The 14604-nt window shown below is 71.8% G+C and carries 11 protein-coding genes; 5 read left to right on the forward strand and 6 right to left on the reverse strand.

Features of this window, described 5'->3' with window-relative positions:
* Positions 1 to 120: 120 nt before the first annotated feature.
* Both glgX and treY read left to right on the forward strand, forming a co-directional pair.
* A complete protein-coding gene (gene glgX, locus ACIQ8J_RS27850) occupies positions 121 to 2241 on the forward strand; it encodes a glycogen debranching protein GlgX (RefSeq protein ID WP_403276570.1) in 2121 nt (706 codons plus the stop codon).
* 126 nt (positions 2242 to 2367) lie between these two features.
* Positions 2368 to 4719, forward strand: a complete 2352-nt coding sequence (treY, locus tag ACIQ8J_RS27855) for a malto-oligosyltrehalose synthase (protein ID WP_403276569.1) — start codon at positions 2368 to 2370, stop codon at positions 4717 to 4719.
* On the opposite strand, the gene ACIQ8J_RS27860 is transcribed toward treY, so the two are convergent.
* Both ACIQ8J_RS27860 and ACIQ8J_RS27865 read right to left on the reverse strand, forming a co-directional pair.
* Entirely contained in the window at positions 4679 to 5719 is a 1041-nt protein-coding gene (locus ACIQ8J_RS27860; RefSeq protein WP_403276568.1) for a cytochrome P450, read from the reverse strand. The genes treY and ACIQ8J_RS27860 overlap by 41 nt on opposite strands.
* Positions 5720 to 5809: 90 nt before the next feature.
* Positions 5810 to 6757 carry a LysR substrate-binding domain-containing protein gene (locus ACIQ8J_RS27865; protein WP_403276567.1) on the reverse strand — a complete coding sequence of 316 codons (948 nt, stop codon included), beginning with the start codon at positions 6755 to 6757 and terminating at the stop codon, positions 5810 to 5812.
* Between the two features lie 128 nt (positions 6758 to 6885).
* Here ACIQ8J_RS27865 and lpdA point away from each other — a divergent pair, with 128 nt between their 5' ends.
* A complete protein-coding gene (gene lpdA / locus ACIQ8J_RS27870; RefSeq protein ID WP_403276565.1) occupies positions 6886 to 8331 on the forward strand; it encodes a dihydrolipoyl dehydrogenase in 1446 nt (481 codons plus the stop codon).
* Positions 8332 to 8555: 224 nt separating this feature from the next.
* Here the strand turns inward: lpdA and ACIQ8J_RS27875 are convergent, their stop codons facing one another.
* Complete coding sequence (locus ACIQ8J_RS27875; RefSeq protein ID WP_403276564.1) at positions 8556 to 9110, reverse strand: FHA domain-containing protein; 555 nt, start codon at positions 9108 to 9110, stop codon at positions 8556 to 8558.
* A gap of 261 nt (positions 9111 to 9371) precedes the next feature.
* Between ACIQ8J_RS27875 and treZ the strand changes: the two genes are divergently transcribed.
* Entirely contained in the window at positions 9372 to 11111 is a 1740-nt protein-coding gene (gene treZ, locus ACIQ8J_RS27880) for a malto-oligosyltrehalose trehalohydrolase (protein ID WP_403276563.1), read from the forward strand.
* Between the two features lie 37 nt (positions 11112 to 11148).
* Here the strand turns inward: treZ and ACIQ8J_RS27885 are convergent, their stop codons facing one another.
* The 3 genes from ACIQ8J_RS27885 to ACIQ8J_RS27895 all read right to left on the reverse strand — a co-directional run bounded on the left by ACIQ8J_RS27885 (position 11149) and on the right by ACIQ8J_RS27895 (position 13982).
* Positions 11149 to 12279 carry a M24 family metallopeptidase gene (locus ACIQ8J_RS27885; protein WP_403276562.1) on the reverse strand — a complete coding sequence of 377 codons (1131 nt, stop codon included), beginning with the start codon at positions 12277 to 12279 and terminating at the stop codon, positions 11149 to 11151.
* Positions 12280 to 12355: 76 nt separating this feature from the next.
* Positions 12356 to 13309, reverse strand: coding sequence for a hypothetical protein (locus ACIQ8J_RS27890; RefSeq protein WP_403276561.1), 954 nt, complete (start codon positions 13307 to 13309; stop codon positions 12356 to 12358).
* A gap of 40 nt (positions 13310 to 13349) precedes the next feature.
* On the reverse strand, positions 13350 to 13982 hold the full coding sequence (locus ACIQ8J_RS27895) for a nucleoside/nucleotide kinase family protein (protein ID WP_403276559.1): 633 nt from the start codon (positions 13980 to 13982) through the stop codon (positions 13350 to 13352).
* A gap of 94 nt (positions 13983 to 14076) precedes the next feature.
* Between ACIQ8J_RS27895 and ACIQ8J_RS27900 the strand changes: the two genes are divergently transcribed.
* Positions 14077 to 14469 carry a VOC family protein gene (locus ACIQ8J_RS27900; RefSeq protein WP_403276557.1) on the forward strand — a complete coding sequence of 131 codons (393 nt, stop codon included), beginning with the start codon at positions 14077 to 14079 and terminating at the stop codon, positions 14467 to 14469.
* Positions 14470 to 14604 lie beyond the last annotated feature (135 nt).

The following is a 14604-nucleotide window of genomic DNA, read 5'->3' on the forward strand; positions in this document are numbered from 1 at the left end:
CGGGCGGCCCCGGGTCACCCGTTGGCGCACACGCACGTCCTGGGTGACGGTCCTCTTTTCGGGGAGGATCTGGCCCAAGAGCCCCTCAGTACCCCGAGCGGAAGTGGAAGAGTCTTGCCCATGCAGGTGTGGCCGGGACAGGCTTACCCACTCGGCGCCACGTACGACGGCGCCGGGACCAATTTCGCGGTCTTCTCCGAGGCCGCCCGTCGGATCGAGTTGTGTCTGCTGCACGACGACGGCTCGGAGACGGCCGTCGAACTGCGCGAGTCCGACGCCTTCGTACGCCATGCCTATCTGCCCGGCGTCCTGCCGGGCCAGCGGTACGGCTTCAGGGTGCACGGACCGTACGAGCCGCAGAAGGGGCATCGCTGCAACTCGGCGAAGCTGCTGCTCGACCCGTACGCGCGCGCCATGAGCGGCCAGGTGGAGTGGAACGAGGCGGTCTACGGCTACCACTTCGGGCGCCCCGACAGCCGCAACGACCTGGATTCGGCGCCGCACACCATGACCTCGGTGGTGGTCAACCCCTTCTTCGACTGGGGCGACGACCGGCTGCCGCGCACCGACTACCACCACACGGTGTTCTACGAGGCCCATGTCAAGGGTCTGACGATGCTGCATCCGGAACTTCCCCCGGAGCAGCGCGGGACCTATGCGGCACTCGCGCATCCGGCCGTCATCGAGCACCTGACGCAACTGGGCGTCACCGCACTGGAGTTGATGCCGGTGCACCAGTTCGTCCACGACCACCGGCTCGCGGACTCCGGCCTGTCCAACTACTGGGGCTACAACACGATCGGCTTCTTCGCCCCGCACAACGCCTATGCGTCGTGGGGCGACCGCGGCCAGCAGGTGCTGGAGTTCAAACAGGCGGTGCGGGCGCTGCACGAGGCGGGCATCGAGGTGATCCTCGACGTCGTCTACAACCACACGGCGGAGGGCAGCCACCTCGGGCCGACCCTCTCCTTCCGCGGCCTGGACAACACGCAGTACTACCGGCTCGCCGACGACCTCCGTTACTACGAGGACACCACCGGCACCGGCAACAGCCTCCTGATGCGCTCCCCGCACGTGCTCCAGCTGATCATGGACTCGCTGCGCTACTGGGTGACCGAGATGCACGTGGACGGCTTCCGCTTCGACCTCGCGGCGACACTGGCCCGCCAGTTCCACGACGTGGACCGGCTGTCGTCCTTCTTCGACCTGGTCCAGCAGGATCCGGTGGTCAGCCAGGTGAAGCTGATCGCCGAGCCCTGGGACGTGGGCGAGGGCGGCTACCAGGTGGGCAACTTCCCGCCGCTGTGGACGGAGTGGAACGGCAAGTACCGTGACACGGTACGGGAGTTGTGGCGCGGCGAGCCCCGCACGCTCGCCGAGTTCGCCGGCCGGCTCACCGGTTCGTCCGACCTGTACCAGGACGACGGGCGCCGGCCGCTCGCCTCCATCAACTTCCACACCTGCCACGACGGCTTCACCCTGAACGACCTCGTCTCGTACAACGACAAGCACAACGAGGCCAACGGCGAGGGCAACCGGGACGGCGAGAGCCACAACCGGTCCTGGAACTGCGGGACGGAGGGCCCCAGCGACGACCCCGAGGTGCGTGAGCTCCGCGCCCGTCAGATGCGGAACTTCATCGCCACCCTGATGCTGTCGCAGGGCGTGCCGATGCTCAGTCACGGCGACGAGTTCGCCCGCTCCCAGGGCGGCAACAACAACGCGTACTGCCAGGACAACGAGCTGTCCTGGGTGCACTGGCCGGACCCCGGCGACGATCCGCAGGGCACTCTGCTCGCCTTCACCCGGGCCATGGTGTGGCTGCGCCGGGACCATCCGGTCTTCCGCCGCCGGCGCTTCTTCCACGGCCGTCCGGTGCAGGGCACCCACGACGAGCTCTCGGACATCGCCTGGTTCACCCCTGAGGGTGGAGAAATGGCCGACCGGGATTGGCAGTCGGCGAGCGCCAAGGCGCTGTCGGTCTTCCTCAACGGCAACGCGATCTCCGAACCGGGCCCGCGCGGCGAGCGGATCGGCGACGACTCGTTCCTGCTGATGTTCAACGCCAGTGCGGAGGCCATCGACTTCGTGGTGCCGGTCAACCACGGCCGGCAGTGGCAGGTGGTGGTGGACACCGCGCGGCCGGAGGGCGTGCCGCCGGGCCAGGGCCCGAAGGCGGCGGCCGGCGAGCGGCTCACGCTGATCGGCCGGAGCCTGACCGTGCTGCGCCGGCCCGCCTGAGCGCGGGGGCGGGCACCCTTGGCGGGCCCGGCGGGATCCGGCCATCAGGCGAAGCCAACGCGCCCGACCGGGGCATCCGCCTCGGCCGAAGGCACAGAAGCCGCCCAACGGGGTACCTACGTTCGCATGACCCCGCCCACCGCGACCTACCGGCTCCAGCTCCAGCCCGCGTTCCCGTTCGCCGCCGCCGAGCAGGCGGTGCCGTACCTGGCCGGGCTCGGCGTCTCGCACCTCCATCTGTCGCCGGTCCTGGAGGCCGTGCCCGGCTCGACGCACGGGTACGACGTCACCGATCACTCGAAGGTGCGCGCGGAGCTGGGCGGCGAGTCCGGGCTGCGCGGACTCGCGGCGCGGGCCGAGGAGTTCGGTCTCGGCCTGATCCTCGACATCGTGCCGAACCACATGTCGGCGTCCGCGCGCCACAACCGGCAGCTGCGGGACGTGCTGCGCGCGGGGCCCGCCTCGCCGTACGCCCCGTGGTTCGACATCGACTGGGCGGCGGGCGACGGGCGGCTGCTGCTGCCGGTGCTCGCCGGACCGCTGGGCGCGGAGCTGGAGCGCCTGGCGGTGGAGGGGGACGTACTGCGCTACGGCGAGGAGCGCTTCCCCCTGCGGGAGGGCACGGCTGGGCTGCCGCTGCCCGAGCTGCTCGATGCGCAGTGGTACCGGCTCGGCTGGTGGCGGCTGGCCAGGACCGAGCTCAACTACCGCCGCTTCTTCACCATTTCGGAGCTGATCGGGCTCCGGGTGGAGGACGAGGAGGTCTTCGCGGCGACGCACGCCAAGATCCTCGAACTGGTCCGGGACGGTGTGGTGGACGGGCTGCGGGTCGACCATCCGGACGGCCTCGCGGACCCGGAGGCGTATCTGCGCCGTCTGAAGGAAGCGACGGGCGGCCGCTGGACGGTCGTCGAGAAGATCCTCACCGGCGACGAGCGGCTGCCCGCCCGGTGGCCGGTCGCGGGGACGACCGGATATGACGCGCTGCGGCACATCGACGGCCTGTTCACCGATCCGGCGGGGGTCGGTCAACTCACCGCCCATTACCGGGAGTTCACCGGGGCGGACGAGGACCTGGGCGGCGGCTGGCAGCCGACGGTGCGCCGGGCCGCGTACCGGGTGCTCGACCATGAGCTGGCGGCCGAGACCGGGCATCTGGTGCGGCTCGCCCGGCGGATCTGCGCGACGGGCGGTCCCGGGTTGCGCGACCACGCGCCCTGGGCGCTGCGGCTCGCCCTGCGGGAGTTGCTGGTCCGGGTCCCGGTCTACCGCCCCTACCGGCTCGGTGCGGAGCAGGCGCTGCCCGGCTCGGCCGTCCTGGAGGCGAAGGCCGCCTTCGCGGTCGCCGAGGAGTCGGCGGCGGTGGACGTGGTGCGGGATCTGGCGCTCGGCCGTCTCGGCGACGGGCCCGAGCGGGCCGCGTTCCGTGCGCGCTTCGCGCAGACGTCGTCGGCACTGCGCGCCAAGTCCGTCGAGGACACGGCCTTCTACCGCCATGCCCCGCTGCTCTCGGTCAACGAGGTGGGCGGGGATCCGGGGCGGCCTTCGGTGGCACCCGGCGAATTCCACGCGTTCTGCGCCCGCCTCGCCCGTGACTGGCCGGCCACCGGGACCGTCCTGTCCACGCACGACACCAAGCGCAGCGCACAGGTGCGGGCCCGCATCGCGGTGCTGTCCGAGTGCCCGCGGCGGTGGGCGGCGCTGCTCGACCGGGTCGCGGGGGCGCGGGCGCCCGATCGGCAACTGGCCTGGATGGCGTGGCAGACGTCGGTCGGACTCGGCGGTCTGCCGGAACCGGAGCGGCTCACTGCGGCGCTGCTCAAAGCGGTGCGCGAGGCCGGCCTCCGCACCGCGTGGACCGAGCAGGACCCGGCGTACGAGCAGGCGGTGGCCGATTTCGTGGCGGCGGGACCGGGCGGCGAACCGGCCTCGGCGGTGCGCGAGTTCGCCGAGGAGACCCGGGCGGCCGTGCGGGCCAACAGCCTGGGGGCGGCGCTGCTGCATCTGACCATGCCGGGGGTGCCCGACCTCTACCAGGGGACGGAGGAGGAGTACACCGCGCTCGTGGACCCGGACAACCGGCGCCTCGTCCGGTTCGGCAGCGCCGCCCCGGCCGACCCCGGTGAGAAGCTCCGGGTGACCTCGGCGGCCCTGCGGCTGCGCCGTGAACTCCCGTACGCGTTCGGCGAGTCGGGGACCTATGAGGCGCTGACCGCGCAGGGGCCCCGGGCCGTTCACTGCGTGGCGTTCTGCCGGTCGGGCACGGCGGTCACGGCGGTGACCCGGCTGTCCCTGCGGCTGGCGGAGGCGGGCGGCTGGGCCGGGACGGAACTGCCTCTCCCGGACGGCCGGTGGGCCGATGTCCTGACCCCCGGACGGGAGTTCACCGGCACGGCGCCCCTGGACGAACTCCTCTCCGGACTCCCGGTGGCGCTGCTCAGGAAGGTCGTACGAGAAGGCGGTGAGGGGCCCGGGTGAGCAGTCCGCACTCGACCGCCTCGAAGGCGTCGGCGGGGCGCAGTCCCGGCATGGCTGTGAGCAGGGCGTTGACCGCGCAATCCGCCTGGAGTTCGGCGACTCGGGCGGCGGGGCAGTCGGCGGGCCCGAAGGCGAGCCCGCCGGGGTTGGTGCGGTGCAGGTCGAAGGCGTCGGGGTGGGCGAACCGGTCGGGGTCCCGGCTCGCGGCCCCGACCAGCAGCGCGACGGCGGCCCCCGCCGGGACGGTGCCGCCGGATATCGGAAGGTCGCGGACGGCCCGGCGCAGCACCACGTGGACGGGCGGATTGCGCCGCAGCGATTCGTCCCAGGCCTGCCCGATCAGTGCCGGAACCGCCTTCACCAGCTCCAACTGCTCAGGATTCTCAAGGAGGTTGGCCATCAGTGAGGCCAGGGCCCGACCGGTGAGCGCGGCCTGGTCGGCGCAGCGCGCGGCGAGCAGGGCGACTCCGGTGCCGCCCCGGCACCGGCCCGCGTCCGTGACACAGGAAGCCGCCGCCCGGCTGCGGTCCGGGCCGCCGTAGGGACGGCCCATCACGGCTTCGTAGGAGAGTCCGGTCGCGGCGGCGATCGTGCCGGTCGGGAGCCACCGGCAGAACTCCTCGACCAGGTCGACCTCCTGGCGTCCCGCGAGGCGGCGGGCGAGCACATACGCCGTGCGGGCGCACACCTCCCGCAGCAGGTCGAAGGCGCTCTCGGGCGCGGAGTACTCCTGGGCGCAGTGCACCGTTCCCGGGCCGCAGCACGTGCCTCGTCGGGGGCCGACGAGGGCGGGGCCGCCCAGCGCGGGGACGACATCGGCGTACCGGCTGACCAGCCAGGCCCCGAGCCTGTCGTCCCACAGCAGGGGGTGTGCTTCGCGCAGCGTCCGGTAGAAGGCGTACGGGTCGCGGCGGGCGGCGGGCCCGAGCAGTGAATGCGCCTGCGGCGCGGGGGCGCCGTCCGGGGCCGGTCCCGCCTCGGACGGCTCGACGGTGGTCATGGCGCGCCTCCCCGGTCGGCGCCCGGCGGGGCGCGTTCGTGGCGGGTCTTCGACGGCCCCGATGACCGCCGCCGGGCCCGATGGCTGCTCTCAGCGGACCACCTCCGCCGCGCGATCGCGATCGGCGTTCGGCCGAACGGGTGAGAGCCCGCTGCTGCCGTACGGCGCTGACCTGCGCAGCAGCTCGGCGAAGGCGGCCGCTGCGCCGGTCAGCTCGACCCGCGAGAACACCGTCAGGGCGCGCCGCCACTCCGGGTCGACCGAGAGCAGCACGCAGTCCTCGCCGATTCCGCCGCGTACGGCATGGGTCGGTACGGCCACGACGCCGACCCCGGCCGCGGCCATCCGCACGGCCGTCGAGGTGTGCTCGGTGCGCACGGCGGTCCGGGGCGTGAAGCCGGCCCGCTCGCAGACCAGGTCGAGGAAGGGGCGCCCTTCGACGACGGGCTCCATCGCGCACCGCACCCAGGTGTGATCCGCGAGCTCTTCGAGCCGGACCGAGGAGCGGCCCGCCAGCGGATCGTCGAAGGCGACGACGAGCCCGATCTCCTCCTCGCCGACGGGCACGACGGGGCCCTCCCAATGCGGCGGGGGCGGGCCGACGGCGAGGTCGGCGGCGCCTCGTTCGACCGACTCCTCCAGCGCCTCGGTGGTGGCGTACTCGTGGAGCAGCAGCTTCACGCCGGGGTGGCTGCGCCGCCAGCGGGCGAACACCTCGGGCAGCACCCCGACGGCCACCGCGTGCACGGCGGCGATGTGCAGCTCGCCGCCCTCGGCACCGGCCGCCGCGCGGGCCGCGCGCTGGGCCTGACGGGCGCTGCGTACCGCGAGTTGGCCGTGCGGCAGGAAGGCGCGGCCCATGGAGGTGAGCCGCACTCCGCGCGACAGCCGCTCCAGGAGCTCGCCGCCGACGGTCTTTTCCAGCGCTTTGATCTGGTGCGAGAGCGCGGGCTGCGTGACGTGCAGCAGCTCTGCGGCCCGGGTGAACGACGTCGCCTCGACCACCGTGACGAAGTACTCCATCTGCCGCAGGCTCACGCCGCGCCCCCTGCTCCCCTTGGTCTCAAGCCCCGCTCCTGCCATAAGCATTGTGCATGGCCCCGAGAAGAACATTGCCTTGGACTCATGGCAGCGGCCGGGCGGAGGCTTGCCCCATGACTGAACCCATGGCTGAACCCGTTGCTGGACCCGTTGCTGATCCCTCCCCTGAGAGCCGTGTGGCGGATGTGATCGTGATCGGCGGCGGCACCGGCGGATACTCCACCGCCCTGCGGGCCGCCGCCCTCGGCCTGAAGGTCGTTCTGGCCGAGCGCGACAAGGTCGGCGGTACCTGCCTGCACCGCGGCTGCATCCCCAGCAAGGCGATGCTGCACGCCGCCGAGCTGGTGGACGGAATCGCCGAGGCCCGCGAGCGGTGGGGCATCAAGGCGAGCCTGGATTCGATCGACTGGCAGGCGCTGGTGGCCACCCGCGACGACATCGTCTCCCGCAACCACAAGGGCGTCGAGGGCCATCTGTCCCACGCGAACGTCGAAGTGCTGTGCGGCAGCGCCCGGTTGACCGGTCCCAGGTCCGTACGGATCGAGGGGTACGGGAACTTTTCGGCGCGGCGCGGCATTGTGCTCGCCACCGGCTCGCGGCCTCGAATGCTGCCCGGACTCGAAGCGGACGGCCGGCGCGTGGTCACCAGCGACGACGCGCTGTTCGCCCCCGGCCTTCCGCGGTCGGTGCTGGTCCTGGGCGGCGGCGCGATCGGTGTCGAGTACGCCTCGTTCCACCGGTCGATGGGCGCCGAGGTCACCCTGGTCGAGGCCGCCGACCGTCTGGTGCCGCTCGAAGACGCCGATGTCAGCCGCCACTTGACCCGGGGGCTGAAGAAGCGCGGCATCGATGTGCAGACCGGCGCCCGCCTCCTGGACGCGACGGTACTGAACGACGGCGTGCGCGCCTCGGTGCGCACCTCCCGCGGCGAGACGCGCACCGTCGACGCCGAGCGGCTCCTGGTCGCGGTGGGCCGCGCCCCGGTCACCGACGGCCTCGGCCTGGCCGCGGCCGGGCTCGCCACCGACGAGCGGGGCTTCGTCGCCCCGGCCGACTGGTCCCGGCTCGAAACCGCCGTTCCCGGCGTCCATGTGGTGGGCGATCTGCTGCCGCCGCCCTCGCTCGGTCTGGCCCACGCCTCGTTCGCGGAAGGCCTGTTGGTGGCCGAGACGCTGGCCGGGATGGCCTCCCTGCCCGTCGACTACGCGGCGGTGCCCCGGGTCACGTACTCCTCTCCGCAGACCGCGTCGGTGGGGCTGACCGAGGCCGATGCCCGCAACCGCGGGCACGATGTCGTCGTCAACACGATGCCGCTGACGGCCGTCGCCAAGGGAATGGTGCACGGCCAGGGCGGGGTGGTGAAGGTGGTCGCCGAGCGCGCGGGGCAGGTGCTCGGGGTCCATCTCGTCGGCCCGAACGTCTCCGAGATGATCGCCGAGAGCCAGCTGATCGTCGGCTGGGACGCCGAGCCCTCCGACGTGGCCCATCACATCCACCCCCATCCCACCCTCTCGGAAGCCGTCGGCGAAGCCTTCCTCACGCTCGCCGGACGCGGACTGCACCAGCAGTGAGCGCCTCAAGTCCCGTAATCCGTACGGAACGTATGTGGCGGTCGACGACTCCGGCGAGCAGGATGCGCGTACCCAGGCGCGGCAGGTCGGCGGGACGGGCGGGCCGTACACGGGGCTGATCGTTCATACCCGCCATGATGCGGCACCCCACTGACAATGCCCCGGGCAGCGGCATCCGGCGGCCGTCGGAGCGGGGCCGGAACGGGTCGGTGGGCGGGCCCGTCTCAGCCGGTGGCGAGCCGGAAGGCCATCCGGCCGAAGCTCACCTGGTCGCCGTCGGCCACGAACACGGCTCCGGTCACACGGCGCCCGTTGACACAGGTCCCGTTGGTGGAGCCGAGGTCGCGCAGCAGCCATTTGCCGGACTGGAAGGCGAGTTCGGCGTGGACGCGGGAGACCGTCTCGTGGCTCAGCCGGAGCCCGTTGGCCGGGTCGCGGCCGATCCTCAGCGGATACGGGCCCGGCACCGGGAAGAGGAGTTTGGGCAGCCGCTCCGACTGCCAGGCCCTGCGCAGCGAGACCGAGAACCCGGACACCTTGCCGACCGCGCCGAACACGGCCTTCGACCAGCGGTTGCGGCGCTCCAAGTCGGCGGTCAGCGCGACCAGTTCGTCCGCCCTGCGGGCAGCGAGCGCCAGCTCCATGCGGCGCAGGAAGGTGTCGTGCGACAGCCTGCCCTCGGCGGCGCCCTCCCGCAGCACCTCCAGCACCCGGTCGCGCTCCGCGTCGGAGAGCCGGGCGGGCGCCGCGGCGGTGTGGAATTCGAAGGAGGACGTCACAGCGTCGATTGTCCGTCCATGAGGCCGAAAGTGTCCAGCAGACCGGCGCCCTCCCAAGGAGGCGCACCTCCGCCTCCGACCCCTCGTTGACCTGCGACGCAGACACATCGAGCCGTACCCGTCGCGACCGCGTTCGCCCATGCGGGCCACGTCGCCTTCGAGCGCGCGATCAACATGGTCCGGAAGTAGACCCGAATTACGGGCATCTCCCCCTCCTCTGCCGCACCATGGTCGCAACCGGCAACGACAGGGGGACACGCAGTGCTGTTCGAAGTGTGGGCGCCGTACGCCGACCGGGCCGCCCTTCTTCTGGAAGGCGCCACCCATTCCATGAGCCACCACCCCGTACGAACGGGCTGGTGGCTGGCCGAGGCCGAAGCGCATCCCGGCGACCGCTACGGATACGTCCTGGACGACGGGCCGGCGCTGCCCGACCCGCGGTCGCGGCGCCAGCCCGACGGACCCGACGGCCTCAGCGCCGTCGTCGTCCACGAAACCTTCCACTGGCAGCATCCGTGGGCGGGCCGCCCCCTGCCGCGCGCCGTCCTGTACGAGCTGCACATCGGCACGTTCACAACCGAGGGCACTCTGGACGCGGCCGCCCAACACATCCCGCATCTGGCCGAGTTGGGGATCACCCACATCGAGCTCATGCCGGTGTGCCCGTTCCCGGGACGGCACGGCTGGGGGTACGAGGGCGTCTCGCTCTGGGCGGTGCACGAGCCGTACGGCGGCCCCGAGGCGCTGAAGCGGTTTGTCGACTCAGCGCACGCCCATGGTCTCGGCGTGGTGCTGGACGTCGTGCACAACCACTTGGGCCCGTCCGGCAACCATCTGCCGTCGTTCGGCCCCTACTTCACGGACACCCATCACACGCCCTGGGGCGCGGCCGTCAACCTGGACGCTGCCGGCTCCAACGAGGTCCGCGAGTACCTCCTGGAGAGCGCGCTGGCCTGGCTGCGCGACTACCGCCTCGACGGACTGCGCCTGGACGCGGTGCACACGCTTGCCGACAGCCGTGCGTACACCTTCCTCGAAGAGCTTTCCACCGCCGTGGACGTGCTGGCCGCCGAGACCGGCCGGCCGCTCTTCCTGATCGCCGAGTCCGACGCCTGCGATCCGCGCACGACCACCCCGCGCGGCGAGGGCGGCCTGGGCCTGCACGCGCAGTGGAACGACGACTTCCACCACGCCCTGCACGCCGCGCTCACCGGCGAATCCCAGGGCTACTACGCCGACTTCGCCCGCGCCCCGCTGTCCGCGCTCGCCAAGACCCTGACCCGCGTGTTCTTCCACGACGGTACGTATTCGAGCTTCCGCGGCCGTACGCACGGGCGCCCGGTCGACCGCGGCCACACCCCCGCACACCGCTTCCTGGGGTACGCGCAGACCCACGACCAGATCGGCAACCGGGCCCAGGGCGACCGCCTCTCCGCCACCCTGTCGCCGGGCCTGCTGGCCTGCGCGGCGACCCTGACGCTGACGAGTCCGTACCCGCCGATGCTCTTCATGGGCGAGGAGTGGGGCGCCCGCACGCCCTGGCAGTTCTTCACCGACCACACCGACCCCGAGCTCGCCCGAGCCGTACGGGACGGCAGGAGGCGGGAGTTCGCGGCGCACGGCTGGGCCGCCGAGGACATCCCGGACCCGCAGGACCCGGCGACCCGGCAGCGCTCGTGCCTGGACTGGACGGAGCCCGCGGCGGCACAGCACGCGAGGCTGCTCGCCTGGTACCGCGAGCTGATCGCACTGCGCCGGGACCGGCCCGACCTCACCGACCCCGACCTCGCGGCCGTCAAGGTGGCGTACGACGAGGAGGCGCGCTGGCTGACCTACCGGCGGGGCGACCTGCGGGTCGCGGTCAACCTCGCCAAGGAGCCGGTCAGGATCAGGCTCGGGGACGGCAAACGGGTCCTCGCGGCCTGGGAGCCGGTCGGGGCGCCGGGCGCGGACGGGCTGCTGCTGATGCCTCCGGAGTCGTGCGCGGTCCTCGGCCCCTGAGGACCGCGCCACGCAACACCCGTACTACTGACGACGGTTACTCGACGATCGCCATGGCGTGGTCGGTGTTGTTCAAACGCCGGCCACCGTCATCCGTAACGGTGACGATGTCCTCGATGCGGACACCGAACCGGCCGGGCAGATAGATGCCCGGCTCGACGGAGAAGCACATGCCGGGCACCAGCGGACGCTCCTCGCCCTCGATCATGTACGGCGGCTCGTGGGTGGTCACGCCGATGCCGTGGCCGGTGCGGTGGATGAAGTACTCGCCGTATCCGGCGTCTTCGATGACCGCGCGCGCCGCACGGTCGATGTCCTGGCAGGCGACCCCGGGCTTGACCGCCTCGAATCCCGCCTGCTGGGCGGCGCGCACCACGTCGTGAACGCGCTGCTCGGCGGCGCTGGGCTCGCCGACGTGCACGGTGCGGGTGGTGTCGGAGCCGTAGCCGTGCTTGAGGCCGCCGAAGTCGAGGACGACCATGTCGCCGTGCCCGATCGTGCGGTCGCCCGCCTCGTGGTGCGGGTTGGCGCCGTTGGGCCCGGAGCCGACGACGGTGAAGTCGACCTGCGAATGGCCGTACTTCAAAAGGAGGGCCGCGAGATCGGCGGCGACCTCTGTCTCCTTCCGGCCCGCGAAACGTACCTTCACGATCTCTCCGTACGCCTCGTCCGCCGCCGCACCCGCTGCCTCCAGACGGGTCAGTTCGTGCTCGTCCTTGACGGCCCGCAGCATCGGCAGGGCCTCGGTCAGCGACACATAGGAAGTGCCGGGCAGTTCCTTCTGGAATCCGAGGAGATGCATCGCCCAGGCGTTGTCGCTGACGCCGAAACTGCCGTCGACGTCGAGCAGCGGAGCCGTCACCGCGTACGGGTCCTTGCCGTCGGTCCAGTCCCGCAGGGTCAGCGCGGCGGCCCCGGCGGCGTGCGCCGCGTCGGGCGCCTCCAGGGTGGGCACGACGAGGACCGGGTCCTGGCCGGCCGCGAGCACCAGGACGGTGAGCCGCTCGGTGATCGCGGTCGGCTGGTAACCGGTGAGGTATACGAGGTCGGGTCCGGGCGCGACGAGCACGCCGGCCAGTCCGGCGTCGGCGGCGGACTCGGCGGCGCGGGCCATCCGGGCCCGGTAGTCGTCGGCGGTGAAGGGCGCGGGAGCAGGCATCGTGGGCATGGCCTCATCCTGCCCGTACGCCCGTTTGCGCGCGAGTGCGGGTGCGCCCGGGGGAAGGTGGCGGGGAAGGCGCGCGTCACGGTCCGTCTGTCTCGTCGCCCACCAGCCGTTCGAGCAGCTCGCCGAAATCATCCCCGACGACGATGCGCAGCCCCTCGCCGTCCCGGTCACTGAGCTGGGTGAGCGTGCCGCCGCGCCACCAGTAGACGTACGGGCTGATCGAACCGGGGGTGTCCTCGAAGCCGGAGGCGGCGAAGGACGCCATGGCGTTGAGCGCGAGCACCATGCCGGAGTCACGGATGACGTGGAAGGCGAGCTGATGGCGGAAAGGCATCGCCACGAGCGCGCCCTCCGGAGGCAGTTCACGGCCGGTCACCTGACGGACGACGGCCTCCAGGGCGAGCACCCTGCTCGCCGTGTAGAAGGAGTCGCCGACGACGAGGTCGAAGCGCATCCCGTCGTCGCCCTTCACCGTCTCGTGGCCCTCGACAGGCAGCTCGCGCAGATTGCGCAGGGCCTGTTCACGCAGGTCGGGGACCTTGCCAAGGGGTTCGAGGGCCTCGTCCGTCAGCATCATGACGCTCTCGGGGAGGTCGAGGGCGAGGATCTCGTACAGCCCCGGGGCGACGCTGCGCGCATACCCGAAGCTCTGCGGATCGAGGCCGTCGCGGCTGATCACCCGAGGGTAGAGCTGGGCACGGATCTGATCGGGCGACAGGGTTTCAAGTGCGGAAGGCCCGTCCATGGTGCGCAGCACCATCCCGACGTGCTTACGGATCAATTCCGGCCACGTACGCGGTCCGCGCGGATCGTTGTGGCAGACGGCGGCGAGGTTGCTCAGGCCGAACTGGCGGCCGGCGCTGTCCTTCACCAGGTCCGCGTAGACGGTGACCTCCAGACCCAGCTCGGCGAACGCCTCCCTGACCTGAGCACGGAACCGGGTGCCCTCGCCGTCCGAGAAGAAGCCGAACTCGGGGTCCCGCGGAACGTCGCTCGCGTCCCGCTTCGGCCCTCGCCGGAATATCCCCACGTCTGCTGCCTTCCCGTCGCACCTCGCCGGAGCTGCGAGCCTACCCAGTGAGCGCCCCGGTGACGACAAGATCCGCCCGCTCCCGGCCGACCGCCACGAGACGCGCGTTGACCTCGTCGGACTCCCGGACCCACCGCTCGGCGTACGGGCGGGACTTCCCGTGGAGCACGTGCCGCTCAACCAGCCCGCGCACCCGCCGCGTGTCGTCGGCGTCCAGGTACCAGATCTCGTCAACGAGGTCCCTGACCTGCGCCCAGGCCCCTTCCTCATGGAGCAGGTAATTGCCCTCGGTCACGACGAGCGGTACTTCCGGCGCGACGGGAATGCTCCCGGCCAGCGCCTCCTCCAACGACCGGTCGAATTCCGGCGCGTATACGACCGTGCCGGGCTCGGGCGAGCGCAGCCGGGCGAGCAGCGCGACATATCCGGCGGCGTCGAAGGTGTCCGGCGCCCCTTTGCGTTCGGTACGTCCCAGGCGGCGCAACTCCGCGTTGGCGAGATGGAACCCGTCCATGGGCACGAGCACGGCCTGCCCGTCGAGCCGCTGCACCAACTCCCCTGCCAGCGTGGACTTTCCGGCACCGGGCGGCCCCGCGATCCCGAGGATGCGGCGGCGACCGGGCACTATGAGGCGGCGGGCACGAGCGGCGAGCCGGGACAGGTCTGGATCCATGGCCGCGATTGTTCCACCAGCCTTCGGGGTCGCTTCGGACGCTTCGGACCCATCGGATCCTTCAGCGTCGAGTGGTACGTATAACCTTGACCGCATGCCGCACATCGCACTGATCACTCTCGTCGTGCGCGACTACGACGAGGCCATCGACTTCTACACCCGCGCCCTCGGTTTCGAACTGGCTGAGGACACCGACCGCGGGGACGGTTCGCGCTGGGTGGTGGTACGCCCGCCCGGCTCGGTGGACGGGGCGGTCTCGCTGCTCCTGGCCCGCGCCAAGGACGAGGCCCAACTGGCGAGCGTGGGCGCGCAGACCGGCGGCCGGGTCGGATTCTTCCTGCACACCGAGGACTTCGCGCGCGACCACTCCCGGATGCTGGCGGCCGGAGTCCGCTTCCTGGAGGAACCGCGACACGAGCCGTACGGTTCGGTCGCGGTGTTCGAGGACCTGTACGGAAATCGCTGGGATCTGCTTGAGCCGGCGTGAGCGGATTTCGGGCCCGAGGGCCCACCACCCCTTAAACGCGGAAAAGCCCCGCACCGTGATCCCGAAGGATCCTGGTGCGGGGCTTTCCCCAAAAATTGTTCGGCGGCGTCCTACTCTCCCACAGGGTCCCCCCTG

The sequence above is a fragment of the Streptomyces sp. NPDC094147 genome (assembly GCF_044764265.1).
In the GTDB taxonomy this organism is placed as follows: Bacteria; Actinomycetota; Actinomycetes; order Streptomycetales; family Streptomycetaceae; genus Streptomyces.